Source organism: Aeromicrobium sp. Root236, assembly GCF_001428805.1.
GTDB lineage: Bacteria > Actinomycetota > Actinomycetes > Propionibacteriales > Nocardioidaceae > Aeromicrobium.
Genome location: NZ_LMIS01000001.1, coordinates 2275347 through 2299184 on the forward strand (window position 1 = coordinate 2275347; position 23838 = coordinate 2299184).

The 23838-nt window shown below is 69.1% G+C and carries 26 protein-coding genes; 15 read left to right on the top strand and 11 right to left on the bottom strand.

Going from position 1 to position 23838, the window contains the following annotated elements; genetic code table 11:
- Positions 1-7 precede the first annotated feature (7 nt).
- Complete coding sequence (locus ASE12_RS11410; RefSeq protein ID WP_082582213.1) at positions 8-1219, top strand: MFS transporter; 1212 nt, start codon at positions 8-10, stop codon at positions 1217-1219.
- Between the two features lie 10 nt (positions 1220-1229).
- On the top strand, positions 1230-2006 hold the full coding sequence (locus ASE12_RS11415; RefSeq protein ID WP_056400491.1) for a MerR family transcriptional regulator: 777 nt from the start codon (positions 1230-1232) through the stop codon (positions 2004-2006).
- A 2-nt stretch (positions 2007-2008) separates the two neighbouring features.
- Here ASE12_RS11415 and ASE12_RS11420 read toward each other — a convergent pair whose 3' ends face one another.
- The 3 genes from ASE12_RS11420 to ASE12_RS11430 form a co-directional block, all read right to left on the bottom strand.
- A complete protein-coding gene (locus ASE12_RS11420; protein ID WP_056400492.1) occupies positions 2009-2761 on the bottom strand; it encodes a ZIP family metal transporter in 753 nt (250 codons plus the stop codon).
- Between the two features lie 91 nt (positions 2762-2852).
- Positions 2853-3509 carry a response regulator transcription factor gene (locus ASE12_RS11425; RefSeq protein ID WP_056400495.1) on the bottom strand — a complete coding sequence of 219 codons (657 nt, stop codon included), beginning with the start codon at positions 3507-3509 and terminating at the stop codon, positions 2853-2855.
- The gene (locus ASE12_RS11430) at positions 3506-4672 is read right to left on the bottom strand and encodes a sensor histidine kinase (protein ID WP_157412905.1); all 1167 of its coding nucleotides are present in this window, start codon (positions 4670-4672) and stop codon (positions 3506-3508) included. The genes ASE12_RS11425 and ASE12_RS11430 overlap by 4 nt, the downstream gene beginning before the upstream one ends.
- A 155-nt stretch (positions 4673-4827) precedes the next feature.
- Here ASE12_RS11430 and ASE12_RS11435 point away from each other — a divergent pair, with 155 nt between their 5' ends.
- The 6 genes from ASE12_RS11435 (at position 4828) to ASE12_RS11460 (ending at position 10617) form a co-directional block, all read left to right on the top strand.
- Entirely contained in the window at positions 4828-5481 is a 654-nt protein-coding gene (locus ASE12_RS11435; protein WP_056404773.1) for a hypothetical protein, read from the top strand.
- 5 nt (positions 5482-5486) lie between these two features.
- Positions 5487-5690, top strand: coding sequence for a hypothetical protein (locus ASE12_RS11440; RefSeq protein WP_157412906.1), 204 nt, complete (start codon positions 5487-5489; stop codon positions 5688-5690).
- 28 nt (positions 5691-5718) lie between these two features.
- Positions 5719-6327 (top strand): dihydrofolate reductase family protein, encoded by a 609-nt coding sequence (locus tag ASE12_RS11445; RefSeq protein ID WP_056400499.1) that lies wholly within the window; start codon positions 5719-5721, stop codon positions 6325-6327.
- Between the two features lie 128 nt (positions 6328-6455).
- Positions 6456-8246, top strand: coding sequence for a glycoside hydrolase family 15 protein (locus ASE12_RS11450; protein ID WP_056400502.1), 1791 nt, complete (start codon positions 6456-6458; stop codon positions 8244-8246).
- Positions 8243-9301 carry a glucose 1-dehydrogenase gene (locus ASE12_RS11455; RefSeq protein ID WP_056400505.1) on the top strand — a complete coding sequence of 353 codons (1059 nt, stop codon included), beginning with the start codon at positions 8243-8245 and terminating at the stop codon, positions 9299-9301. The genes ASE12_RS11450 and ASE12_RS11455 overlap by 4 nt, the downstream gene beginning before the upstream one ends.
- Entirely contained in the window at positions 9301-10617 is a 1317-nt protein-coding gene (locus ASE12_RS11460; RefSeq protein ID WP_056400508.1) for an NAD(P)/FAD-dependent oxidoreductase, read from the top strand. The genes ASE12_RS11455 and ASE12_RS11460 overlap by 1 nt, the downstream gene beginning before the upstream one ends.
- A 16-nt stretch (positions 10618-10633) precedes the next feature.
- Here the strand turns inward: ASE12_RS11460 and dnaB are convergent, their stop codons facing one another.
- Positions 10634-12046 (bottom strand): replicative DNA helicase, encoded by a 1413-nt coding sequence (gene dnaB, locus ASE12_RS11465; protein ID WP_056400512.1) that lies wholly within the window; start codon positions 12044-12046, stop codon positions 10634-10636.
- Between the two features lie 389 nt (positions 12047-12435).
- Here dnaB and ASE12_RS11470 point away from each other — a divergent pair, with 389 nt between their 5' ends.
- Together ASE12_RS11470 and ASE12_RS11475 are read left to right on the top strand one after the other, a co-directional pair.
- Positions 12436-13758 carry an MATE family efflux transporter gene (locus ASE12_RS11470; protein ID WP_056400515.1) on the top strand — a complete coding sequence of 441 codons (1323 nt, stop codon included), beginning with the start codon at positions 12436-12438 and terminating at the stop codon, positions 13756-13758.
- 4 nt (positions 13759-13762) lie between these two features.
- Positions 13763-14452, top strand: a complete 690-nt coding sequence (locus ASE12_RS11475; protein ID WP_056400516.1) for an alpha/beta hydrolase — start codon at positions 13763-13765, stop codon at positions 14450-14452.
- Here the strand turns inward: ASE12_RS11475 and ASE12_RS11480 are convergent.
- The 6 genes from ASE12_RS11480 to ASE12_RS11505 all read right to left on the bottom strand — a co-directional run bounded on the left by ASE12_RS11480 (position 14436) and on the right by ASE12_RS11505 (position 18380).
- Positions 14436-16115, bottom strand: coding sequence for an ABC transporter family substrate-binding protein (locus ASE12_RS11480; RefSeq protein WP_157412907.1), 1680 nt, complete (start codon positions 16113-16115; stop codon positions 14436-14438). The two genes, ASE12_RS11475 and ASE12_RS11480, sit on opposite strands and share 17 nt — an antisense overlap.
- 63 nt (positions 16116-16178) lie before the next feature.
- Positions 16179-16625, bottom strand: coding sequence for a 50S ribosomal protein L9 (rplI, locus tag ASE12_RS11485; protein WP_056400518.1), 447 nt, complete (start codon positions 16623-16625; stop codon positions 16179-16181).
- A 10-nt stretch (positions 16626-16635) separates the two neighbouring features.
- Entirely contained in the window at positions 16636-16872 is a 237-nt protein-coding gene (gene rpsR / locus ASE12_RS11490) for a 30S ribosomal protein S18 (RefSeq protein WP_056400519.1), read from the bottom strand.
- 30 nt (positions 16873-16902) lie between these two features.
- Positions 16903-17433, bottom strand: a complete 531-nt coding sequence (locus tag ASE12_RS11495) for a single-stranded DNA-binding protein (protein WP_056210649.1) — start codon at positions 17431-17433, stop codon at positions 16903-16905.
- A 108-nt stretch (positions 17434-17541) separates the two neighbouring features.
- Entirely contained in the window at positions 17542-17832 is a 291-nt protein-coding gene (gene rpsF / locus ASE12_RS11500) for a 30S ribosomal protein S6 (RefSeq protein WP_056215410.1), read from the bottom strand.
- Between the two features lie 122 nt (positions 17833-17954).
- Entirely contained in the window at positions 17955-18380 is a 426-nt protein-coding gene (locus ASE12_RS11505) for a nuclear transport factor 2 family protein (RefSeq protein ID WP_056400522.1), read from the bottom strand.
- 62 nt (positions 18381-18442) lie between these two features.
- On the opposite strand from ASE12_RS11505, the gene ASE12_RS11510 reads away from it, so the two are divergent.
- The 3 genes from ASE12_RS11510 (at position 18443) to ASE12_RS11520 (ending at position 20976) form a co-directional block, all read left to right on the top strand.
- Positions 18443-19315 carry a TIGR03619 family F420-dependent LLM class oxidoreductase gene (locus tag ASE12_RS11510; RefSeq protein WP_056404775.1) on the top strand — a complete coding sequence of 291 codons (873 nt, stop codon included), beginning with the start codon at positions 18443-18445 and terminating at the stop codon, positions 19313-19315.
- Between the two features lie 96 nt (positions 19316-19411).
- Positions 19412-19756: a YciI family protein gene (locus tag ASE12_RS11515; RefSeq protein ID WP_056210646.1), complete on the top strand. Its 345-nt coding sequence runs from the start codon at positions 19412-19414 to the stop codon at positions 19754-19756.
- A 2-nt stretch (positions 19757-19758) separates the two neighbouring features.
- Positions 19759-20976 (top strand): RNA polymerase sigma factor, encoded by a 1218-nt coding sequence (locus tag ASE12_RS11520; RefSeq protein WP_056400525.1) that lies wholly within the window; start codon positions 19759-19761, stop codon positions 20974-20976.
- On the opposite strand, the gene ASE12_RS11525 is transcribed toward ASE12_RS11520, so the two are convergent.
- Positions 20966-21973 carry a TIGR03617 family F420-dependent LLM class oxidoreductase gene (locus ASE12_RS11525; RefSeq protein WP_056400528.1) on the bottom strand — a complete coding sequence of 336 codons (1008 nt, stop codon included), beginning with the start codon at positions 21971-21973 and terminating at the stop codon, positions 20966-20968. The two genes, ASE12_RS11520 and ASE12_RS11525, sit on opposite strands and share 11 nt — an antisense overlap.
- Before the next feature lie 56 nt (positions 21974-22029).
- Here ASE12_RS11525 and ASE12_RS11530 point away from each other — a divergent pair, with 56 nt between their 5' ends.
- Complete coding sequence (locus ASE12_RS11530; RefSeq protein WP_082582215.1) at positions 22030-22605, top strand: hypothetical protein; 576 nt, start codon at positions 22030-22032, stop codon at positions 22603-22605.
- A gap of 207 nt (positions 22606-22812) precedes the next feature.
- Positions 22813-23838 carry a GTP pyrophosphokinase family protein gene (locus ASE12_RS11535; RefSeq protein WP_162255480.1) on the top strand — a complete coding sequence of 342 codons (1026 nt, stop codon included), beginning with the start codon at positions 22813-22815 and terminating at the stop codon, positions 23836-23838.

Here is a 23838-nt window from a genome sequence, read left to right on the forward strand (position 1 = left end):
TGGTCGGATGACTGCCTCTCCTCGTGCCGTGCCGCTGTACGTCGGCGGCGCCGCACTGTCCCTGTTCGGCAACTCCGCCATCTCGATCGTCCTGCCCTGGCTCGTGCTGACCACGACCGGCAGCCTCTCCTCCGCCGGCCTGATCGCCGCGGTGTCGGCGGTCGCGTCGGTGCCCGCGACGTTCACCGCCGGCCGCCTGATCGACCGGGTCGGCGGCCGCAACGTCGCCGTGCTCGCCGACCTCGGCAGCGCCGCGTCCGTGCTGGGGCTGATCGTCGTCGACGCGACGGTCGGCCTGTCGATCCCGTGGTTCATGGTGCTGGGCGTCGCCGGCGCGGTGTTCGACGTGCCCGGGATGACCGCGCGCCAGTCGATGATGGCCGGGGTGTCCACCGTCTCGGGCACCTCGGTCGACAAGATCGCCGGGCTCTACCAGAGCGGGTTCTCGCTGGCCCTCCTCGGCGGTCCCGCGCTGGCCGGTGTGCTCCTGGGGGTGCTCGACCCCATCGAGGTGGTGTGGCTGACCGCCGCGTGCTCGGCCGGCGCCGCCGCCGCGACCGCGCTCGTGCCGGTCCAGGGTCGCGCCGCGAACCCGGGCCCCAGCCTGTCCGGCGGCGCGCTCGCGGTGATCCGCCGCTCACCCGCGCTGCGGACGATGGTGATCATCGCGTTCACGACGAGCCTCATCACCCCGCCGATCATCAGCCTCCTGCTGCCGGGTCACTTCAACCGGATCGACGAGCCCGACCAGCTCGGGCTGTGCATGTCGGCGTTCGCGATCGGCCTGCTCGGCGCGTCGCTCCTTTACGCCCGCATCGCGCAGGCCTCGCGGAGGACCGCGTACGTCACGGCGATCGTCGCTCTCACGATCGGCCGTTGGCTGATCGCCCCGCTCGACGAGTTCTGGATGATCGCCGCCGGCATGCTGGCGATGGGTGCAGGTGCCGGTCTGTTCGGCCCGATCTGGAACGTCTATGTCGCGACGCGCGTGCCCGATGCCGTACGTGGGCGCGTGCTCAGCCTGATGATGGTGCTCGGCCTGGTCGCCGGTCCGCTCGGGCTGGGGCTCATGGCCCTGATCCTTCGCGGCGGTGACCTGAGGCTCGGCGGCCTCCTGGTCGCGGGGTGCTGGACGCTCATCGCGGCGTACGCGATCCTCAGCCCGGGCGCCCGGACGCTGACCGAGTCCGAGCCCGAGCCCGTGGCCCAGAGCGGATGAGTCCGGCACGATGGACGACATGCTCCAGATCGGCCAGCTCGCTGAGTACGTCGGCGTCACGACCCGGACGGTGCGCTTCTACCACCAGCGCGGGCTGCTGCCCGAACCTGAGCGCAACGCGTCGGGCTATCGCTCGTACGGCGCCGACGCGGTGCTCCGGCTCACCCGCATCGTGACGTTGGCGTCCGCGGGCGTGCCGCTGTCGCGCATCCAGGACCTGCTCGAGGCCTCTGACGAGACCTTCGCCGCCGAGCTCGTCGAGATCGACGCGGACCTTCGCGACCGCATCCGCCGGCTGCAGGACGACCGGGCGCGGCTCGCGGACCTGCGCGCCGGCGACGGGCTGGTGCTGCCCGACGTCCTCGCCCGGCTCATCGAGCACCTGAGGTCGGCGGGCGTCGAGAAGGCGGCGGCCGATCACTACCGCGACGTCTGGATCCTCATCCATGCGCTGTACGCCGACAAGCTCGAACGCTGGTTGAAGGAGTCGGTCGCCATGTTCGAGGACCCGGGCTATCGGCAGAACCTCGTGCGTACGTTCGAGGTCGCGCACCTGCCGCCGGACGCTCCCGAGGTCGCGCAGCTCGCGTCGGACACCGTCGACTGGATCATCGCGAACCGCGACACCCAGGACAGCACGTGGCTGCTGCAGAGCAGCCTCGACGACCCGTTGGCCAACGAGCTGCTGCAGACCCAGTGGGCCAACCACCCCGCGTGGCTCAAGCTCGGCGAGCTGGTCGCCGCCGGCTTGCGTGAGCGCGGCATCGAGGTGCCCGGCCAGGCCTGAGGTCAGCCGGCGCGCTCGACGGCGAACGAGACCATGAATCCGATCGTCGCGATGAGCCCCGTGTAGATGTGCGTACGTTCGAAGGCCTCCGGGATCATCGTGTCGGCGATCATCGCGAGGATCGCGCCGGCCGCCACCGCCGTGATCGCGGCGATCGTGACCGGACTCGCGTCCTGCAGCAGCAGGCACCCCAGCAGACCCGCGAGCCCACTGGCCACCGCGATCCCGCCCCAGACACCGAAGACGTACGTGGCGCTCCGGCCGCTGCGCTTCATGCCGGCCGCGCTGGACAGGCCCTCCGGGAGGTTGGAGATGAAGATCGCGACCAGCACCGGCACGCCCACGCCGTTGCCACCGAGGAGCGACAGCCCCAGCACGATCGACTCGGGTATGCCGTCGAGCAGCGCGCCGATCGCGATGGCCGCGCCGCTGCCCTGCTGGTCCGCCTCGGAGGGTTGCTGGTCCTCGGAACGCTTGCGGTGGCGCGCACCTCGACGAGCCAGCGCGACATTGGCGAGGACGTAGACGACGGCGCCGCCCAGGAAGCCGAGCACGGTCGGGGTCAGGCCGCCAGTCGACTCCGCCTCGTCGACGAGGTCGAAGGCCAGGGCTGAGATCAGGACGCCGGAGCCGAACGCCATGACGCTGGCCACCACGAGGCGCGGGATGCGCAGGTTCCACGCCAGGGCAGCGCCGACGACGAGGGCGCCGCCGGCGAACGTCCCCCAGAGTCCGGCCTGCAACCAGATCGGCACCCGCGGCTCCCTCCGTCAGCGGGCCCAGCTCGGTGCGAACCCTCCTGCCGACGCTATCGGCGGAAGCCGCACGCGGCCACCGCAAGCCGACTCAGCGCGAGAGCTCGGCCTGCTGCACGAGCAGGGCGACCTGTACCCGGTTGGTGACGTGCAGCTTCTCGAAGAGCCGTGACACGTACGCCTTGATGGTGGCGGTGCTCAAGTAGGTCAGCCCGGCGATCTCCGAGTTCGAGAGGCCGTCGCCCAGGGCCAGGGCGATGGTCCGTTCGCGGTCCGTGAGCGTCGCCAGCCGTGACCGGGCGATGTCGCGCGCTCCCGTGTCCTGGAGCGCACCGGCGAGGTCCATCAACCGACGCGTGACCGTCGGGGAGAGCAACGGCTCACCACCCGCGACCGTCTCGATGGCACGGACGATCTCTGCGGGTGGGGTGTCCTTGAGCAGGAAGCCCGCGGCGCCGGCGGCCAGCGCAGCCAGGATGTCGGCGTCGGCGTCGAACGTCGTGAGCACGATGACCTCAGGCGCGTCGGCCAGCTCACGGAGCATGCGCGTCGCCTGGATCCCGCCGACCCGCGCCATCCGGAGGTCCATCAGCACGACGTCCGGGCGCAACCTCGTGACGGCGTCGATGACCTCGTCACCGTCGCTGGCCTCGCCGAGCACCTCGATGCCGTTCGCGGCGCGCAGCATGAACGCGAGCCCGCTGCGCACGAGGGCGTCGTCGTCGACGATGACGACTCCGACGGTCATGCCGGACCTTGGGCGGCGGCGTACGGCATCCATGCGTGCACCTGGAAACCGTGGTCGTCGGTCCGTCGGAAGTCGACGCGGCCACCCGCCAGCGCCACGCGTTCGCGGAGCCCGGCGAGACCGGTGCCGGACCCGGGCGGGGCTGCGGGCACCGGCACCGTGGGCGACGGCTGGTTCCGGATCGACACGTCGACACCGTCGCCCACCTCGTGCACCTCGACTCGTACGTGGGCCTGCGGGGCGTGCTTGCGTACGTTGGTCAGCGCCTCCTGGACGACGCGGTAGATCGTCCGGCCGGTCGACGCCGGGTCGTTCCCGACATGCTCCAGCGCTCGCGGCGAGATCTCGCAGGAGACGTCGAGGCCGGCGGACGTGGACTCGGCCACGAGCGACGGCAGGTCGGCCAGCGTCGGCTGCGGGCGCTGCGAGTCCGGCGTCGACTCGCGGAGCAGGTCGATGACCTCGCGCAGCTCGTTGAGAGCCTCGTGGGTGTTGCTGCGGATGATGCCGGCCGTGGCGGTGACCTCCTCGGTCGTGGCGCCCTGATGGAACTCCAGGGCTCCGGCGTGAACGGCCAGGAGCGAGAGCCGGTGAGCCAGGACGTCGTGCATCTCGCGCGCGATGCGCTGGCGTTCCGCCCGCCGGGCGGCAGCGGCGCGCTCGGTGGCGGCCTGCTCGGCCTCGCGGAGCCGGCGCCGCATCGAGTCGAGGAGCTGCCGACGTGCGCGGACAAACATCCCCCACCCGGTGACCGCGAACGTCGCCAGGACGCCGACGAAGATGCTGCGCTCCTCGTGCGGCACCGGATAGAGCGCGAGGGCCGGCATGATGCTGACGGCCGCGAGCATGCTGATCCCGACCGCCGTCCGCCAGCTGCGGTGCTCGGCCACGGTGAAGGCGCAGATCAGTCCGACGCCACCGGCCACCGTCGAGACCACCCCGACCGCGATGGCCACGACCGCGAACACCACTGGGTGGCTGCGGCGCCAGATCCAGATCCCGGCGATGCACACCGCACCGAGGGCGATGTCGACGACCTGCAGGGCGACGGGGCGATCGTGCGAGCCGTAGAGCACGTTCTGCTCGCTGGTCAGGCCCACCGCCAGCGCGGCGACCGCCATGGCGGTGTTGACCGCCAGGTCCCGCCCCCTCGAGGTGTCCACCGCACCAACTTAAGGGCGTCAGCGGCCGGAGCACAGGAGTCTCGCGGATCATCGACCAAAGTCGGTACCGGGCGCGGCAAACCGATACCGATGGACCGCCAGGAGGCACCGGTTGGCCGCAGCGGGTGCCGGTCTCGTGCCGCCACGCTCACGTCATGACCACTACATATCCGTCCTCCGTCAGCGTCGCCGATCGCAAGATCAGCGGCATCTGCGCAACCCTCGTCGGCGCCTTGTCGCTCGTGATGGTGCCTCTCTACTTCGTCTACTCCGGGCCACCGCCGGCCGACAACGTGCTCAGCCGCAACCTGATCACGGTCGCGGTGTTCACCGTCTTCCTGATCTTCACGACCGCCCTGCGTCGCGTGCTCGGTGGCAGCCTCGCCAGTGACATCGCCTCGACGGCCGGTCTCGTGTACGCCGCGATGACCCTCGTCGCCGCCTCGCTGGAGACCGGCGTCGCGCTCCAGTACCCCGACGGGTCCAAGGACCCCACGATCGACGGGCCGCTCGCCAACGGCATGGCCCTCCTGCACGGCCCGATCGCCCGCGCGCTTGTCGTCACGTTCCTGATCGCCCTGGCGATCGAGGTCCACCGCAGCGGCGTGCTGCCGAGCTGGGTCCGCACCGGTTCGGTCGTGCTCGCCGTCGTCAACCTGGCGTTCGTGCCGTCGCTGTTCTTCGGGATGGACCCGGAGAACTTCTACGCCGCCAACGGCTGGGGCAGCACGGCCAGCGTCGGCATGGTCAACATGCTCTGGATCGGCGCCATCGGCGTCGCCCTGCTGCGTGGCCAGGGCAGGAAGTGATCGCGGTGCGCAACGCAGACGAGTGGGAAGGCATCGTCGTGAAGAAGTCCCGCGGGCTCCTGGACGGCTCCAACATGTACCGGCGCCTCACGATCCGCCTCGTCGACGGCAGCACGACCAAGGTCCGCGTCGACCGTCAGCTGTGGAACGCGTTGACCGAGGGCGACCTCGTCACCAAGGCAGCCGGCGAGGACCCGGTCAAGCACTGAGCACCCCAACACGTACGAAGGAGACACCATGAGCACGACTCTCACCGTCGACTACTTCTGCAGCGTCGATGGCTACGGCATGGCCGAAGGCTGGCCGGGCTACTGGGGCAAGGAAGGCCCCGAGGTCATCGAGGACCGCGTACGGACGTTCGCGCAGGACCAGGTCCTGGTCTTCGGGGCCACGACGTTCCGCCAGTTCAGCAAGTTCGTCACCATGTTCGACGAGCCCTACTACGACAGCCTCAACGAGCTGCCGAAGATCGTGTTCTCCAGCACGCTGGAGGAGCCGCTCGAGTGGCAGAACTCGACGGTCATCAACGAGGACGCCGTCACCGCGATCGAGCGGCTGAAGCGCACGACGGACGTGCCGATGCGGTCGCACGGCAGCATCTCGCTGAACCGCGTCCTGCTCGCCGCCGGGCTCGTCGACCGGATCGAGATCCTCATGTTCCCCGCTGTTTCAGGCCGGGCCGGACGCGCTGCGCTCCTGCACGACGGGGCCGAGCTCGACCTGGAGCTCGTCGAGTCGACCGTGCTCGACGGTCAGACTCACAAGCTCGTCTACACGCCGCGCCTGCACGGTGAGGTGCCGGTCGGCGCCGGACCGCAGGTGCGGCAGGGGCGACTGGCTCGATGAAGACTCCCTGAGATTGTTCGAGATCAGCGCTGCTCGGCGTGTGTCCTCCCGGGTGTCGACCTACCGTCGGAAGGGAGACCCCCGGGACGACGCCGTCCCGGACGGCCTGCCGAGAGAGGTGGGATCGCATGAGCCTGATCGAGGACTACGCCATGATCGGCGACCTCCAGACCGCGGCGCTGGTCGGCCGCGACGGATCCATCGACTGGCTCTGCCTCCCGGCGTTCGACTCTCCCGCGTGCTTCGCCTCCCTGCTGGGCGGAGCGGACGCCGGGTTCTGGCGGATCGCACCGGCCGGGGCGGGCGACTGCACCGAGCGCGCCTATCGCGAGGACACCTTGATCCTGGAGTCCGTCTGGCACACCGAGGGCGGCAGCGTGCGGTTGATCGACACGATGCCGCCCCGCGGTCAGGCCGCCGACATCGTCCGCATCGTCGAGGGCATCAGCGGATCGGTGACGATGGAGATGGCACTGCGACTGCGCTTCGACTACGGCAGCATCGTGCCGTGGATGCGCCACCTGGACGGGATGTTGGCCGCCGTTGCCGGCCCGGACTCCGCGTGGCTCAAGACCCCGGTCACGCTCGTCGGCAAGGATCTCACGACGTATGCAGAGTTCACCGTGTCGGAGGGCGAGCGGGTGCCGTTCGTGCTGACCTATCACCCGTCGCACGAGACCAGGCCGCGGACCGCTGATCCCGAGACGGCCCTGCGGGACACCGAGAGCTACTGGAAGCGGTGGATCGGGCAGGCGACCAAGGCGCCCGACGACGACGCCGTCCGACGCTCCCTGATCGTGCTGAAGGCACTCACGTACGCACCGACCGGCGGCATCGTGGCCGCCGCGACCACCTCGCTGCCCGAACAGCTGGGCGGGTCCCGCAACTGGGACTACCGGTTCTGCTGGCTGCGCGACGCCACGTTCGTGCTCGAGGCGCTCCTTACGGCCGGCTACGTCGACGAGGCGCAGGCCTGGAGAGGGTGGCTGCTTCGCGCGATCGCCGGCAACCCCGACAAGCTGCAGATCATGTACGCCTTGGACGGCCGTCGCCGGCTGCCCGAGGCCACGCTGGACTGGCTCGAGGGCTACGAGGGCTCTCAGCCGGTGCGCACCGGGAATGCCGCAGCCGAGCAGTTCCAGCTCGACGTCTGGGGTGAGGTGCTCGACGCGCTGCACCTGTCGCGCGAAGCGGGGATCGCCTCAGAGGAGGCGGCCTGGGACCTGCAGGTGGCGCTGATCGAGTTCCTCGAGCAGCACTGGGCCGATCCCGACAACGGCCTGTGGGAGGTGCGCGGGCCGCGCCAGCACTTCGTGCACTCCAAGGTGATGGCGTGGGTCGGCCTGGATCGCGCTGTCCAGGCCGTTGAGCGATTCGGCCTCGACGGCCCGGTCGACAGGTGGCGTGCGGTGCGCCAGGAGATCCACGACGAGGTCTGCGCGAAGGGATTCGACCAGGATCGAGGCACGTTCACCCAGTTCTACGGCTCGAAGGGGCTCGACGCAGCGCTGCTGCTGATCCCCCGGGTCGGCTTCCTCCCCTGGGACGACCCGCGGGTGGTCGGCACGGTCGACGCGGTCCAGAAGGAGCTGCTCCGTGACGGGTTCCTCCTGCGCTACGACACCGCCGCCGACGGCAACGTCGACGGGCTCGGCGGTGAGGAGGCGACGTTCATCGCGTGCACGTTCTGGCTGGTCGACGCCCTCGGCGGTATCGGTCGTACATCGGAGGCACGCGCCCTGTTCGCCCGCCTGCTGCAGCTCCGGAACGATGTCGGCCTGCTGAGTGAGGAGTACGACGTCACGGTCAAGCGGCAGGTCGGCAACACCCCGCAGGCCTACAGCCACGTCGGCCTGATCAACGCCGCCACGCGGCTCGACTCCGCGGAGTCTCCACGCGACACGGAAGGGACATCATGAAGGCACTCACGGTCACGCCGGGGAAGGCTCAGTCGCTGCGGGTCGACGACGTTCCGGAGCCCGACCCCCGGCCGGACGATCTCCTGGTCGACGGCATCGCCATCGGCATCTGCGGGACGGATCACGAGATCGTCCACGGCGACTACGGATGGTCGCCGCCTGGCCGCGACCGGCTCGTCATCGGGCACGAGTCGCTGGGCCGCGTGCGCGAGGCACCCGCGTCGAGCGGCTTCGCCGAGGGTGACCTGGTCGTCGGGGTGGTCCGCCGGCCCGACCCCGAGCCGTGCGGCGCCTGTGCGCACGGTCAGTTCGACATGTGCCGCAACGGCCAGTACACCGAGCGGGGCATCAAGCAGATCGACGGGTACGGGAGCGAGAGGTGGCGGGTCGAGGCCGACTACGCGGTCAAGCTCGATCCGGCGCTGGAGGACGTCGGCATGCTGCTGGAGCCGACATCGGTCGTCGCCAAGGCCTGGGACCAGATCGACAAGGTCGGCTCACGGTCGTGGTTCGAGCCACGCACCGTCCTGGTCACCGGGGCCGGGCCGATCGGCCTCCTCGCCGGCATGATCGGCGTCCAGCGCGGGCTCGACGTGCATCTGCTCGACCGGGTGACCTCGGGACCGAAGCCGTCGATCATCGACGACCTCGGCGCGACGTACCACTCCGACGAGATCGGCGCGGTCGCCGAGAAGCTCTCGCCCGACATCATCATCGAGGCCACCGGCGTTGCCGAGCTGGTCGTCGGCGCCATGGCGGGCACGGCGGGCTACGGCATCGTGTGCCTCACCGGGGTCTCCTCGGGCAAGCATGCGATCCCGGTCAAGGCCGCGGACCTCAATCGCGAGATGGTGCTGGAGAACGATGCCGTCATCGGCTCGGTCAACGCAAATCTCGGCCACTACCGTGCGGCTGCGGACGCGCTCGCAGCCGCCGACCCCGCCTGGTTGAGCCGTCTCATCAGCCGGCGGCTCACGCTCGACGAGATCAGCGGTGACTTCGATCGTCGCGACGACGACGTCAAGGTCGTGGTCGACCTTGCGGGGACCCGCTGATGTCCACCGCCGCAGCCAGGGCCGTCCCGGGCGAACGTCCGCGCGTCGTGATCGTGGGTGGCGGGTTCGGCGGGATGCAGGTGGCCAAGGGGCTGCGTGACGCCGACGCGGAGGTGGTGGTCGTCGACCGGGTCAACCACCACCTGTTCCAGCCGCTGCTCTACCAGGTCTCGACGGCGCTCCTGTCCCCAGGAGACATCGCCCCGGCGTTGCGCACGGTGCTCGCGCGTCAGGACAACACACGCGTCGTCCTCGGCGAGGTCACGGACATCGACCCCGACGCCTCGACCGTGACCCTGACCGGGCCTGACGAGGTGGATCGCACCATCCCGTACGACCGGGTGGTGCTGGCCGCGGGAGCCGAGTCCAGCTTCTTCGGCCACGACGAATGGGCCGAGGCCGCGGCACCGATGAAGACCCTGGCCGACGGCGTCACGCTTCGCGATCGGCTGCTCAGCGCCTTCGAGCTGGCCGCACAGAGCGACCCCGGGACCCGGCGTGAGTACCTGACGTTCGCGGTGGTCGGTGCAGGACCGACAGGCGTCGAGATCGCCGGACAGATCTCGGCGCTCGCGCACCGTACGCTTCGCCGCGAGTTCCACGAGCTGGACGCTGCGGACCTTCGCATCGTCCTCGTCGACGCCGGCGACACGGTCCTGAGCTCGTTCGCCCGGTCGCTCCAGCACCACACCGCCGCGGCGCTTGCGGACCTGGGTGTCGAGCAGCTGCTCGGCCACTCCGCCACCGCCATCGACGCCGAAGGGATCACCGTGGCACCGGCGAACGGCGGAGGCCCGGAACGCCGCATCCCCGCTCGTACGGTCGTGTGGGCGGCGGGCGTGGCGACGAACCCACTGGCGCGACGACTCGGCGAGAAGACCGGTGCTCCCGTCGACGACAAGGGCCGGGTCAAGGTCGACCCGCGATGCCGCGTACCGGGACGTCGCGACGTGTTCGTCATCGGCGATGCGGCCAACGTCCACGACCTGCCCGGGCTCGCTGAGCCGGCCATGCAGGAGGGACGATACGTCGCCACCGTGATCGCGAGCGACCTTGCCGGGAGCCCGCCACCGGCTCCGTTCCACTACAGGGATCTGGGCACGATGGCCACGATCTCGCCGACCGATGCGGTCGCCCAGCGGGGACGCGTCCGGGTGAGCGGACTCGCGGCCAAGGCCGCCTGGGCCGGCGTCCACGTGGCGTTCCTCGTCGGTTGGGGCAACCGTCTCGCGGTGCTCACGCAATGGGCGCAGGCAGCCCTCTTCGGCTCACGACGCCGTCAGCTGATCATCGGCTCGCGCCACCCTGCACGCTGAGGGATGGGGTCGGGGCTCAGCCGAAGAAGTCGCCGGCGGCGGCGCCGGGGGGCTCTGCGTCGCGGGCCATGGGGGTGAACCGTGAGTAGTGGCCCTGGAAGCTGACGGCGACCTTGTTGACCGGGCCGGAGCGGTTCTTGGCGATGATGATGTCGGCCTCGCCGGGTCGCTCCGACTCGCCGGCACCATGGGCGTCGGGCCGGTTGAGCAGCAGCACGATGTCGGCGTCCTGCTCGATCGAGCCGGACTCACGCAGGTCGGACAGCTGCGGGGTCTTGTCGGTGCGCTGCTCGGAGCCACGGTTGAGCTGGCTGATCGCCACGACCGGGAGCTCGAGCTCCTTGGCCAGCAGCTTGATCTGGCGGGAGAACTCCGAGACCTCGACCTGGCGGTTCTCGACCCGTTTGCCCGACGTCATCAGCTGGAGGTAGTCGATCACGATCATGCCCAGGCCGTACTGCTTCTTGATCCGCCGCGCCTTGGAGCGGATCTCGGGCATCGTCATGTTGGGGCTGTCGTCGATCACGATCGGGGCGCTCTGCACTCGCGGCATGGCCTTGCTGATGGCGTCCCAGTCACGCTGGTGCATGCCGCCGCCGCGCATGTGGGAGATGCTGACGCGTGCCTCGGCCGACAGCATGCGCATGGCGATCTCGGCGCCGGTCATCTCGAGCGAGAAGATCGCCGTGGGGATGCCATGGCGGATCGAGGCGGACCGGCAGAAGTCGAGGCCGAGCGTCGACTTGCCGACACCGGGCCGGGCCGCGACGACGATCATCTGGCCGGACCGGAACCCCGTCGTGAGCTTGTCGAGGTCGGGGAAGCCCGACGGCACGCCCGTCATCTGGCCGTCGCGGCCCTGGATCTCCTCGATCTCGTCGATCGTGAGGCTCATCAGCTCGGCGACCGACTGGTAGTCCTCGGCCTGGCTGGTGCCGTCGACGTCGAGGACCTCCGCCTGGGCGCGGTCGACGATCTCGGCGACATCACCCTGGCCGGCCTGGCCGAGCTGGGCGATGCGCTGCCCGACCTCGACGAGGCGCCGCAGCACGGCCTTCTCGCGGACGATGTCGGCATAGAAGTCGACGTTGGAGGCGATCGGGACGCCCGCGACCAACGTGTGGAGATAGGGCGCCCCGCCGATGCGGCCGACGTCACCGCGGCGCTGCAGCTCGGCGGCGACGGTGATCGCGTCGGCCGGCTCGCCACGGTTGGCGAGGTCGACGATCGTGTCGAAGATCAGCTCGTGGGCGGGCCGGTAGAAGTCGCGGCCCTGAAGGATGTCAGAGGCCGGGTCGATGGCCTGCTTGCTCATCAGCATGGCGCCGAGCACGCTCTGCTCAGCGGCCAGGTCCTGTGGCGGTACGCGTCCGGAGCCAGGGTCCTCGCTGGGCCCTGGCGCAGCCTCGTAGAGGTCCGTGACGCTCACAGAACTGTCCCCTTTCGTCCGTGACTTCACGTTAACGGTCGGCACTGCCATAACTCCGGAAGACGCCCCTGGAGGATGGTGCCGACCCGTCACAGTAGGCCCGTACGGGTGGCAATCACAGACAGCGCCCCACAGGGGGTGTGCGCAACCTCCGACAAGCTGTGGAAAACGCCGAGAACCATGTGCACAGTCCGTGGACGAAGGTGTGGACAAGTTATGGCGTCGCCTTGTCCGTATCGCTCTGACCTGCGCAAACGCCTGTGCACCTGTGTGGAGACAAAATACTTCCGGCTGGTTCGTCATCCACGGGTGCCTGTTCATACACTTGTCGACAAAACCCGTCCGGTTGACCCCACGACACCCTCTCGTCACCTCCAGGAAGGCTCCCGATGCGCCTCACGCGCGACGCGGACAGGCAGATCTTCCGGGTCGCGGTGCCCGCGTTCTTCGCCCTCGTCACCGAGCCGCTCATGCTGCTGGCCGACACCGCGATCATCGGCCACCTCGGGACCCCCGAGCTCGGTGGGCTCGCCGCGGCGTCCGTGGCACTCGGCACGGCGGTCGGCCTCTGCATCTTCCTCGCGTACGGCAGCACGGCGATCGTCGCGCGCCACCACGGCGCCGGTGACGAGAGCACCGCGCTGGGTCTCGCCGTCAGCAGCCTGTGGCTCGCCGCCGCCCTCGGGCTGGTGCTCGGGTCGGCCGTCGCGATCGCGAGCGGGCCGCTGGCGGACGCGCTGTCGAGCTCGGCACAGGTCTCCGGGTTCGCGCAGGACTATCTCGTCGTCTCGTCGCTCGCGTTGCCGGCGATGCTGTTGATCCTCGCGGCCACCGGAGCCATGCGCGGCGTCCTCGATCTGCGCACCCCGCTGATCGCGACGATCGTCGCCAACGTGCTCAACGTCGTGCTCAACCTGACCTTCGTCTACGGCGCCGGCTGGGGCATCCGGGGCGCTGCCGCCGGCACGGTCCTGGCCCAGTGGTTCGCGGCTGCCTGGCTGGTGTCGGTCGTCGTACGCCGGGCCCGTCGCGTCCACGCTCCGACCCGACCGCGTGGGTCCGAGATCGTGGGCGCGGCCCGTGTCGGTGTCCCGCTCCTGATCCGCACGGTGACGCTGCGCGCCTCGCTCGTGCTCGCGACCCTCGTCGCCGCGAGGCTCGGCGACGTCCCCCTCGCCGCCAACCAGGTGGCCGGCGCCGTCGTCATGTTCCTGGCGTTCGGGCTCGACGCCATCGCGATCGCGGGGCAGACCCTGACGGGCCGCACGCTCGGCGCCGGTGAGGCCGCCGGCACCCGTGCGTTGACGAACCGCATGGTCGGCTGGGGTGTTGCGACGGGTGCGCTCGCCGGTGTGCTGCTGGCCGCCGCCACCCCGTGGCTGCCGCGGCTGTTCACCTCCGACCGGGCGGTGCAGGACGCGCTCGTGCCGGCGTTGCTCGTCATCGCCGTGATCCAACCCCTGTCGGGCGTCGTGTTCGTGCTCGACGGCGTGCTGATCGGCGCCGGTGACGGGCCCTACCTCGCCTGGGCGGGCCTGGTCGTCCTCGCCGCATACGCGCCCTTGGTGCTCGCCGTCGGATGGGCCGACGCCGGCTTCACCTGGCTGTGGGTCGCGTACGGCGGGTTCATCGCGGCCCGGCTCGTCACCCTGTGGCGACGACAGCGCGGCACCGCGTGGATGGTCCTCGGCGCGACCCGTTCGGCAGACTGAGGTCATGATCACCGAGGAGTACGCCCCTGGACGCCTCGCCGACGTGCACGGCGACGGAGCCGTCGGCGTCGTGCTGCTCTGGCACGGTCGTGGTGCAGACTCGCGCACCGTGGTCGCCGACCTCGCCGACGAGATCGCCGGCCACGGGTTGCGCGTCGTCGTGCCCGACTGGGACTCGTCCGCGCCCGACGGGGGACGATCCGACCTGCTCGCGTCGCTCGAGCACGCCCGCGGACTCGCAATGAATCACGCGCTCGACCCCGATCGGCTCGTGGTCGCCGGCTGGTCGCTCGGCGGCACCGCCGCGGTCGGGCTCGTGATGCAGGCGCCGGCCCTGGGCGTACGCATCAAGGCGACCGTGCTGCTCTCACCGGGTGACGGCCCGCGGGCGCTGGACCCGTTCACCGGCGAGCCCCTGCCCGCGCCGTTCCCCGAGGCGCCGCATGCCGGGCCGGTCCACGTCGTCAGTGCGACGCGTGACGTCATCGCGACCCCGGATCTCGTACGCGGGCTCGAGACCCGGCTCAGGGCGGCCGGCTGGCCCACGACGTGGACCGAGGTGGAGGCGGACCACGGGTCGATCGCGATGACGCGCTACGACGCCGACCGCGACCGGTTCGTCGCGACCGACGATCAGGCCACACTTGCCGCCGGACGGCAGGTGGCCGGGATCGTGGCTACTTCTTCTGCGTGAAGCCGACGATCGTCCAGTCCGGCTGCTCGAACTGCGCTGCGCCGTAGTTGACCAGCCGCGAACGCACCGCCACGACGATCGGGGTCACGGCGAGCGGGATCACGGTCGGGTTCTCGAACACCCACTCATCGAGCTTGGCCACCCGCTTGAGCCGCAGCTGGTCGTCGAGGGTGCCCTTGGTGATGTCCCAGCCCTTGCCGAACCGCTCCTCGCTGACGCCGGTGTAGTTCTGCGCCGAGTCCACGGGGTGGAACATCGGCTCCGCCGCACCGATCGGGAACGGCGACCCACGACGTACGAACGTCACCAGGTCGAAGTCGAGCGGGATGACGGTCTTGGTGAAGAACTGATCGGCCGGCACGCTCGTGACCTTGACGTCGATGCCGACCTTGCGGAGGTCGTCGGCGATCTGGGCCGCGCGGCGGCTGTTGGCCGGTGTCTTGGCCGGCACCGGCAGCGTCAGGGTCAGCCGCGCGCCCTTGCGGGTGCGGATGCCGTCCGACCCCTTCTGCCAACCGGCCTTGGTGAGCAGGTCGGCCGCCTTGTCCGGGTCGTAGGCGATCGAGGCCGACGAGTCGACGTAGCCCTGCTGGCCGGGCACGAGCATGACGCTGCCGAGCGGGCTCGCCGGCGCACCCACCGCGGCCGAGGCCTGCTCGGCGATGCCCTGGCGGTCGATCGCGTGGGCGACGGCGCGGCGGACGTCCGGGTCCTCGAGCGGTCCGCGCCCACCGTTGAGGGTCACCTGTGACCACTCGATGCCGGCCGCGCGCTCGATCGAGCTGTCGTCCGCCTTGGCGGCGGTCTTGTAGGTGTTGGCCTCGAGGTCGACCGCGTCGAGCTCCCCGGCGGCGAACGCCTTGGCCAGCACGTCCGAGGGCGCGACCTGGAAGACGACCTTGGACAGCTTGGGCTTGGCGCCCCACCAGCGAGGGTTGGGCTGCTCGGTGATCGTGCCCTTGACCGTGTCGATCGACGACACCAGGAACGGACCGTTGGACGAGATGGCCCGCGTGCGGAACGCCGTGTTGAACAGCTTGGGCGACGACGAGACGTTGGCCGCCAGGTGCGGGTAGACGTAGAGCGGCCACTCGGCGTTGGGCTTCTTGAACGTGACGGTGTAGTCGAACTTCGTCTTGCCCTGCTCGACCGAACCGATGTCCTCGAAGCCTTCGGTCGAGGCCACCTGGTAGTCGTCGTCGGAGCCGTTGAGGGCCTTCCAGTAGGCCTTCATGTCGGCGGCGGTGATCGACGTGCCGCCCTGCCAGACCGCCTTGGGATTGAGCCGCACCTTGATCGTGAGCGGATCGGTGTCGGCGACCTCGATGGACTCGGCGTAGTCGTGGTCGACCTGCCAGCTGCCCGTCGGGGTGATGCGGATCGCGGACCCGACCGTGGGCGCGAGGATGCGCGCGGCATCGGTGTTGACCGCGTCAGGGTGCTGGGGGTTGAAGTTGCGGGGTACGGCCGTCGTGCCGAGGCGCAACGTGCCGCCCTGGGCGACCTCGGCAGCGGGCGCGGTGTGCCACGCGGTGTTCTTCAGCGTCTTGCCGGTGCTGGCCTTGGGCGTCGACGGATTGTCGTCTCCGGACACCACCGAGCAACCGGAGAGCAGGAGGCTCCCGGTGAGGAGGAGTGCGGCAGGGGCCGCGATCGTACGCATGGTCGAGTAGCCGACCACCCGTGGCGAGCCAGGGCCCCCGACCCTGACCCGCCAATGGGTGGACTACTTGGAGGCGACCACGTTGAGCTTGACCTGCGCGCTCACGTCGGGGTGCACGCGCACCGAGACCGTGTGGGCCCCGAGCGACTTGATCGGGTTGCCGACCTCGATGCGACGCTTGTCGACCTTGGCGCCGAACGCGGCGAGCGCGTCAGCGATGTCGGAGACCGTGACGGCGCCGAACAGGCGGCCGCCGACGCCGGCGCGAACCGGGACGTTGATCGGGTTGGCCTCGAGGTTGCCCTTGATGCTCTGGGCCTCCTCGAGGTCGTGCACGGCGTGGGCTTCGCGCGCCGCGCGGATCGACTCGACCTGCTTGGCAGCGCCCTTCGACCAACGGATGGCGAAGTTGCGCGGCAGCAGGAAGTTGCGGCCGTAGCCGTCCTTGACCTCGACGATGTCGCCGGGGGCTCCGAGGTTGGTGACCTCGTGGGTGAGGATGAGCTTCATCAGAACCTCCTTAGCGGCTGGTCGAGGTGTAGGGCAGCAGGGCCATCTCGCGGGCGTTCTTGATGGCCTTGGCGATGAGACGCTGCTCCTGGACGGAGACACCCGTCACCCGGCGCGCGCGGATCTTGCCGCGGTCCGAGATGAACTTGCGCAGCAGCGCGGTGTCCTTGTAATCGATTTCGGTGACCTTGGCCGCAGTGAGCGGGTTGCTCTTCTTCTTCGGCTTCCGGACTACTGGCTTTGCCATGTTGCTCCTGAACTTGATGCTGACGTGTGGTTAGAAGGGGGGCTCGTCGGTCGTGCCGGCGTTGCCGCCCCAGGCGTCAGACCCACCCTGTGCCGCGGGCTGCGTGGACCACGGGTTGCTCTGCGCAGCTCCGCCGCCACCGGCGTTGCCGCCGCCCTGGCCGCCCTGGCCGCCACCGAAGTCGCCGCCGCCGGAGCGGTTGGCCTTGGTGACCTTGGCCGTGGCGTAGCGCAGCGAGGGGCCGATCTCGTCGACGTTGATCTCGACGCTCGTGCCCTTCGATCCGTCCTGGCGCTCGAAGTTGCGGATGCGGAGGGCGCCCGTCACGATGACGCGCTGACCCTTCTGCAGTGACTCCGCGACGTTCTCGGCCAGCTGACGCCATGCGGCGCAACGGATGAACAGCGCATCGCCGTCCTTCCACTCATTCGTCTGACGGTCGAACGTACGAGGCGTCGACGCGACGGTGAAGTTGGCAACCGCGGCGCCCGAAGGAGTGAACTTGAGCTCCGGGTCGTCGGTGAGGTTGCCGATGACGGTGATGACGGTTTCGCCTGCCATGGCGCAGCCTTTCGGATTGGGGTGTCTGACTCCAGTGAACCGCAGCGGTGCGACACCCGCGAGGGGTCGTGCGCGGTCCTTGTGGACATCTCTGTCCGTGGGTCGGGCCTACTTCACGTCGGGACGTGTGACCTTCGTACGCACAACGGACTCGTTGAGCGTGAGCTGACGATCGAGCTCCTTGACCGTGGCCGGCTCCGCCTGGAGCTGGACGACGGCGTAGATGCCCTCGTTCTTCTTGTTGATCTCGTAGGCGAGGCGACGCTTGCCCCACACGTCGACGTTGTCGACTGAGCCGCCGTCCTGGCGCACGACGTTGAGGTACGTGTCCAGGCTGGGGGCGACGGTACGTTCTTCGAGATCAGGATCAAGGATGATCATGACTTCGTACGGGCGCAATGACATTCAGTCTCCTTCGGACTAAACGGCTACGGGGCCTCCGTAGCAGGAGTGGGCTGCCAACTGGCAACCGCAGAAGTCTACGGGAACACCGGCACGCGAGGCCAATCGTCCTCGCGCCCTCAGATGTTGCGCTTCCAGACGACCTCTTCGCGCAGCTCACGGCTGCGCCAGCCGTCGGGCGTACGGACCATCGTGTGGTGGTAGAGCCCGCCGATCTCCACGACCTTCTCGCCGCCGGCCCCGTCGTCCATCGTCATGGGGTTGTGGAAGTACGCCGTCACGTCCGCGTCGTCACCTCGCACCACGATCTCGACCTGGCCGAGGGTGTGCATGAGCTTGCGGAAGAACGCCGGCAGCACCTCGGCGAGCCACGGCTTCACCTCGGGGTACGCGCCGGCGATGCCACCGGACTCGGTGTAGTCGATCCGGGCGTCGGGCACGAACACGCTGTCGAGCCGGTCCCAGTCGAACGTGTCGATCGCCCGCGTGTAGCGGATCAGCACGTCGGTGATCTCGAGCCGGTCGCTCATCTCCTGAAGGTCCATCCCAGCACTGTGGCAGAAAACGAGAACACGTTCTATATTTCGACTTGACGAAAAGAGTGCTGATGCGTTTCACCTATGCCGAGGCCATGACCCAGGCTGCCTACTACGCGCCGCTGGCCCAGGCGGCCGAGGCCGCCGGCTACACCTCGATGACCGTCGCGGACTCCTTGATCTATCCCAAGGAGTCGGACTCGAAGTATCCCTACACCGACACCGGCGACCGGGAGTTCCTCGAGGGCAAGGAGTTCATCGAGGCGATGATCCTCTGCGCGCACCTGTTCGCGGTGACCTCGACGCTGCGCCTGACCCCGTTCGTGCTCAAGCTGCCCGTACGCCCGCCGGTGCTCGTCGCGAAGCAGGCGTCGTCGCTGGCCTTCCTCTCCGGCAACCGGCTCGGGCTCGGCGTCGGCATCTCGCCCTGGCCCGAGGACTTCGCCAACCTGCAGGTCGACTGGGCGCGACGCGGCAAGCGGATGGACGAGTGCATGGACATCCTGCGCGGGCTGACGACCGGGGAGTTCTTCGGCTACCAGGGCGAGTTCTACGACATCGACGAGCTCAAGCTGTGTCCTGCGCCGACCGAGAAGATCCCGTTGCTCGTCGGCGGCCACGTCGACAAGGCGCTGCAGCGGGCCGTGTTGAAGGGCGACGGCTGGATGCATGCCGGCGGCGACGGCGAGGAGCTCGACCGGCTGCTCAGCCGACTCGCCGAGATCCGCAAGGCCGAGGGCGACACCCGCGACGACTTCGAGGTGCACGTGATCTCGTACGACGCGTACGACCTCGACGGCATCAAGCGCCTCGAGGACAAGGGCGTCACGGACTGCATCGTCGGTTTCCGGATCCCCTACATCAAGGGCCCCGACACCGAGCCGCTCGAGACCAAGATCAAGCACCTCGAGCAGTACGCGGAGAACATCATCCACAAGGTGTGACCCAGATCACATCACAGGTTGTCCGATCGGGGCTGTTTCGGTCGTCCCCCGGGTGAGACGTTCACAGGGAACGTCCACCACCCGAAAGGTCCTGCCATGACCCAGTACGCAGCCCTCATCTACAGCCACGACGGCGACTGGACCTCACCCGAAGAGGCCGAGACGACCAAGATGTACGCCGAGTTCAGCGAGAACCAGGCCGCTTCGATCCGCGGCGGAGCGGCGCTCCACCCGACCTCCACCGCGACGGTCGTCAAGGTCGAGGGTGGCCGCGGCGGTGACGTCCTGACGACCGACGGCCCGTTCGTCGAGGCCCGCGAGGTCCTGTCCGGGTTCTACCTGATCGAGGCCGACGACCTCGACAGCGCGGTGGCGATCGCCGCACAGATCCCCGGCGCCTGGGACGGCGGGGTCGAGCTGCGGCCCGTCATCCAGTTCTGAGCGTGCCCGAGGCGTCGTCGGTCCTGGCCGAGCTCGTACGCGACGAGGGTCGCCGCGTCCTGGCGACCCTCATCCGTACGACCGGGAGCATGACGATCGCCGAGGACGCCGTGCAGGAGGCGGCGATCTCGGCGCTCGAGCACTGGCCCCGCGACGGCATCCCCGACAACCCTCGCGCCTGGCTGACCACGGTCGCCCGCCGCAAGGCGGTCGACGCCATCCGGCGCGAGGCGGCGCGCGGTGACAAGGAGGTGCGCGCCATGGACCTGACGAGTGGTCCGGCCGACGTGCCCGAGTCTGTGGTGCGCGACGACGAGCTCCGGCTCGTGTTCACGTGCTGCCACCCGGCTCTCTCGCTGGCGACCCAGACGACGCTCAGCCTGACGACGCTGTGCGGACTGAGCGTGGCCGACACGGCACGCCTCCTGCTGACGTCGGAGAGCGCCATGGCCCGGCGGCTCACCCGGGCCAAGCACAAGATCGCGGTGGCCGGCATCCCCTACCGCATCCCGCCGGACGCGGAGCTGCCCGAGCGGCTCGACGCCGTGGCCACGACGGTCTACCTCCTGTTCACCGCAGGAGTGGCCGGCGGCGACGAGCCCGTACGGCCCCGGCTCTGCGACGAGGCGATCCGGCTCGGGCGGCTGCTCGTCGAGCTGATGCCCGACGAGTCCTCGTTGCAGGGCTTGCTGGCGCTGATGCTCCTGACGGATGCCCGGCGAGTGACCCGCGCCGACGAGGCCGGTGAGCTCGTGCTGATCGCCGACCAGGACCGCACGCGCTGGGACGCCGCACGCATCGCCGAGGGCGCCGCGCTGGTCGAGGCAGCGCTGCGGCGTTCACGTCACCGGGCCGGCCGCTTCGAGCTCGAGGCCGCCATCGCCGCGTGCCACGCCACCGCCAAGACGTACGACGAGACCGACTGGGGCGACATCATCGCGCTCTACGACGCGCTGCTGCAGCTGACCCCGACCGACGTCGTCCGGCTCAACCGCGCCGTCGCCATCGGGGAGCGCGACGGCGCCGCAGCCGGCCTCGACGAGCTCGACCGGCTGACGGGGCTCGACCGGTTCTACCTGTGGCACGCGTGCCGGGCCGAGCTGCTGGCCCGGCTCGGACGCGCGGACGAGGCGGCCGCAGCGTTCGAGTCCGCCCTCGCCTGCGGCCCGCCGGCCGCCGAACGACGATTCATCGAGGGGCGGGCAGCCGCTAGTCGCTGACCAGGTCGAGCGCGAGCAGATTGTCGGCGTCGTAGGGGATCGACGTGATGATGCGCTGGGCCGACCCGGCGAACCTCGAGCGGAACTCGGCGCGGGCAGTCGGCAGGTCGCCGACCACGGCGAACGCCGCGAGCACGTCGTCGTCGACGAGGTCGCCGAGCTCGGCCCATCGGTTGCTCTTGGTCAGTGCGTGCGCCTCGGTGTGCAGGTCACCCCAGCCGTGGTGCTCCAGCACCGGCAGGTAGGCGGGGGTCGAGGAGTAGAAGCCGATCTGTCGTTTGGTCCCGGCGATCGCCGCCGCCAGCTCCTCGTCCGTACGACCGGTCGCGACCATGCACATCACCGAGGTCGTGAACGGCTCCTCGGCGTGCTGCCCGGCGTCACGACCTGCCTTCACCGCCGGCACGACCACCTCGTCGAGATAGCTCCGTGACAGCAACGGGTGGCAGATCAACCCGTCGGCGACCGACCCGGCCGCGGCCAGCATCCGCGGTCCGACCGCCGCCAGCCAGATCGGTGGTGGTCCGCCCTCGACCGGCCCGGGGTTGAAGAGCGGCGGCATCAGCGTGTGCGCGTAGAAGTCGCCCTGGAAGTCGAGCTTCGAACCGTTCTGCCAGCTGTCGAAGATCGCGCGGAGCGCCTCGACGTACTCCGACATCCGCGGCGCCGGGCTCGACCACGGCATCGCGAACCGGCGGGTGATGTGCGGCTTGATCTGCGTGCCGAGGCCCAGCACGAGACGACCTTGACTCAGCCGGTGCACGTCCCATGCCGAGTAGGCGGTCGACATCGGTGTCCGCGCGAACGCGATCGCGACCGAGCTGCCGAGCTGCATCCGACTGGTCGCCGAGCCGGCAAGGGCGAGCGCGATGTAGGGATCGTGGGCAGCCTCGGCGACGAAGAGCCCGCCCACCCCGCGGGCCTCCGCCTCTGCGGCGACGGCGGCGATCTCGGCTGCGTCTCCGTGGAAGGCGATGTCGAGGATCGGCTGGGTCATCGCCCGAGCATACGGCTGACGACTCCTGTGGAGCCCCGACCAGTACGGTCGATGTCGTGGACCTCGAGATCGTCTCCCTGCTGGTGTCGCGGGTGCGCCGCTACGAGGGGCGGCCCGCCGACGGCACCGAGCCGTACGACATCGCTGACGAGCTGGTCGACTCGGTGCGCGTGCGGGCCCACAAGGGACTGGTCGGGGACCGTTACTTCGGCACCCGGTTCACGTTCGCGACGATGACGATGATCGCCGCCGAGAGCATCGAGCAGCTCGAGCGCGACATCGCCGGCGACGGGCTCTTCCCGGCGGCCAACACCCCGTTCGACCCCGTGCTGGCCCGCCGCAACCTGGTCACCCGCGGCCTCGACGTCGACGCCCTGGCGCGCACGACGTTCACGCTCGACGGCGGGCACGGGCCGATCCGCTTCCGCTCGATGACGCCGGCCAACCCGTGCGCGTGGATGAACACCGTTTACGCGCCCGGGGCGCACCAGGCCCTGCGCGGGCACGGCGGCATCCGGTGCGAGCCGCTCGACGACGGCGAGCTGTCGGTCGGGCCGGCCACGATCACCGACATCGCACCGATCCCGCCCGAGGAGCTCACCCGACGCATCAAGGCCGCGCCGACAAGCTAGACCTTGGCACCGCCGATCCCACGTTCATCTGAATTGTTGAGCCAAAATCTGGTTGTGACACGAGCATCCTGCGTATCGTCAGACGATGTCCCAGTGCGCGTGTGCATGCAACCGAAGGATGACGTGACGGAACAAGACGACGTAACGGGTAGGTACACATCGGCATTTCCCGTCTACGCGGCGTATGCCACACGGCTTCACGCCCTGATGAGTGATCTGCTGAAATCGGAGAACCTCGAAGTTGTACAAATCGAGTCCCGCGCCAAGGCGGTCGAGAGTCTTATACAGAAGATTCAACGCAAGAAGAGTAGCGAGAGCGACCCGTTGCAATCGGTCACAGACCTTGTTGGCATTCGGATAATCACGTACTACCTCGAGGACGTTGCCCGCGTTGGTGAGTTGCTCGGACGCGAGTTCACCATTGATGCAGAAAACTCGATGGACAAAGCCGAAGCGCTCGCCTCGGACCAATTCGGATACCGGTCAGCGCACTACGTGATCACGCTGGATGATTCTCGGGCCGATCTATTGGAATGGGCACCATTCAAGGGTATGAAGGCCGAAGTTCAGGTGCGCACCTCGCTGCAGCATGCCTGGGCGGCCGTTAGCCACAAATTGGAGTACAAGTCCTCGCAGGCAGCTCCAGCTCAGTTACAGCGCCGGCTCTTCCGACTGAGCGCACTCTTTGAAATGGCCGACGAGCAATTTTCCATTCTTCGCGACGAGAGCAACGCTACGGACTCGGCCTATCGGGCGGAAGTGAGGAAGGGGCGGCTGGACGTCCCGATCGACAGTTCGTCGATCGCGGCCTACATGAGCATCACTGGGCGCGCCGACGAGTACCGGACTATGTTCAAGGAATCAGGACATCAAACGGAGGACATCAAACCGGTACCCGCAGACCGGATCAGGCGAGACCAGTCCGACCTAGTGAAGGTTCTCAAAGCGGTCGGGATCACAACACTGGAGGAACTCGATGAGTATCTGTCTGAAAAGGACAGGCTCGAGAAGATTGCCAAACGGCTGGACGCAGTCTTCGAGGACGACAGTGGCGAAGGCTCGATCTTCGATCTCCTGACGTTGGTGGTGCTACTCGATCGCGACAAGAGCCCGGCGCCGGGACTCCCGATCTACACCGAGGAGTTCTCGGCGCGAATTGCCGCCCTCAGAGAAGAACTCCAGTCAAAGTCGTCACGACGGTCCAACTCGGGTCGCAGGCCCAGCGCTAGCTGA

Bases quoted from the DNA above. Each gene is read 5' to 3' on its own strand.
- ASE12_RS11410 (WP_082582213.1), top strand. From the start codon at position 8: ATGACTGCCTCTCCTCGTGCCGTGCCGCTGTACGTCGGCGGCGCCGCA.
- ASE12_RS11415 (WP_056400491.1), top strand. From the start codon at position 1,230: ATGGACGACATGCTCCAGATCGGCCAGCTCGCTGAGTACGTCGGCGTC.
- ASE12_RS11425 (WP_056400495.1), bottom strand. From the start codon at position 3,509: ATGACCGTCGGAGTCGTCATCGTCGACGACGACGCCCTCGTGCGCAGC.
- ASE12_RS11435 (WP_056404773.1), top strand. From the start codon at position 4,828: ATGACCACTACATATCCGTCCTCCGTCAGCGTCGCCGATCGCAAGATC.
- ASE12_RS11445 (WP_056400499.1), top strand. From the start codon at position 5,719: ATGAGCACGACTCTCACCGTCGACTACTTCTGCAGCGTCGATGGCTAC.
- ASE12_RS11450 (WP_056400502.1), top strand. From the start codon at position 6,456: ATGAGCCTGATCGAGGACTACGCCATGATCGGCGACCTCCAGACCGCG.
- ASE12_RS11455 (WP_056400505.1), top strand. From the start codon at position 8,243: ATGAAGGCACTCACGGTCACGCCGGGGAAGGCTCAGTCGCTGCGGGTC.
- ASE12_RS11460 (WP_056400508.1), top strand. From the start codon at position 9,301: ATGTCCACCGCCGCAGCCAGGGCCGTCCCGGGCGAACGTCCGCGCGTC.
- ASE12_RS11470 (WP_056400515.1), top strand. From the start codon at position 12,436: ATGCGCCTCACGCGCGACGCGGACAGGCAGATCTTCCGGGTCGCGGTG.
- ASE12_RS11475 (WP_056400516.1), top strand. From the start codon at position 13,763: ATGATCACCGAGGAGTACGCCCCTGGACGCCTCGCCGACGTGCACGGC.
- ASE12_RS11480 (WP_157412907.1), bottom strand. From the start codon at position 16,115: ATGCGTACGATCGCGGCCCCTGCCGCACTCCTCCTCACCGGGAGCCTC.
- rplI (WP_056400518.1), bottom strand. From the start codon at position 16,625: ATGAAGCTCATCCTCACCCACGAGGTCACCAACCTCGGAGCCCCCGGC.
- rpsR (WP_056400519.1), bottom strand. From the start codon at position 16,872: ATGGCAAAGCCAGTAGTCCGGAAGCCGAAGAAGAAGAGCAACCCGCTC.
- ASE12_RS11495 (WP_056210649.1), bottom strand. From the start codon at position 17,433: ATGGCAGGCGAAACCGTCATCACCGTCATCGGCAACCTCACCGACGAC.
- ASE12_RS11505 (WP_056400522.1), bottom strand. From the start codon at position 18,380: ATGGACCTTCAGGAGATGAGCGACCGGCTCGAGATCACCGACGTGCTG.
- ASE12_RS11510 (WP_056404775.1), top strand. From the start codon at position 18,443: ATGCGTTTCACCTATGCCGAGGCCATGACCCAGGCTGCCTACTACGCG.
- ASE12_RS11515 (WP_056210646.1), top strand. From the start codon at position 19,412: ATGACCCAGTACGCAGCCCTCATCTACAGCCACGACGGCGACTGGACC.
- ASE12_RS11525 (WP_056400528.1), bottom strand. From the start codon at position 21,973: ATGACCCAGCCGATCCTCGACATCGCCTTCCACGGAGACGCAGCCGAG.
- ASE12_RS11535 (WP_162255480.1), top strand. From the start codon at position 22,813: ATGAGTGATCTGCTGAAATCGGAGAACCTCGAAGTTGTACAAATCGAG.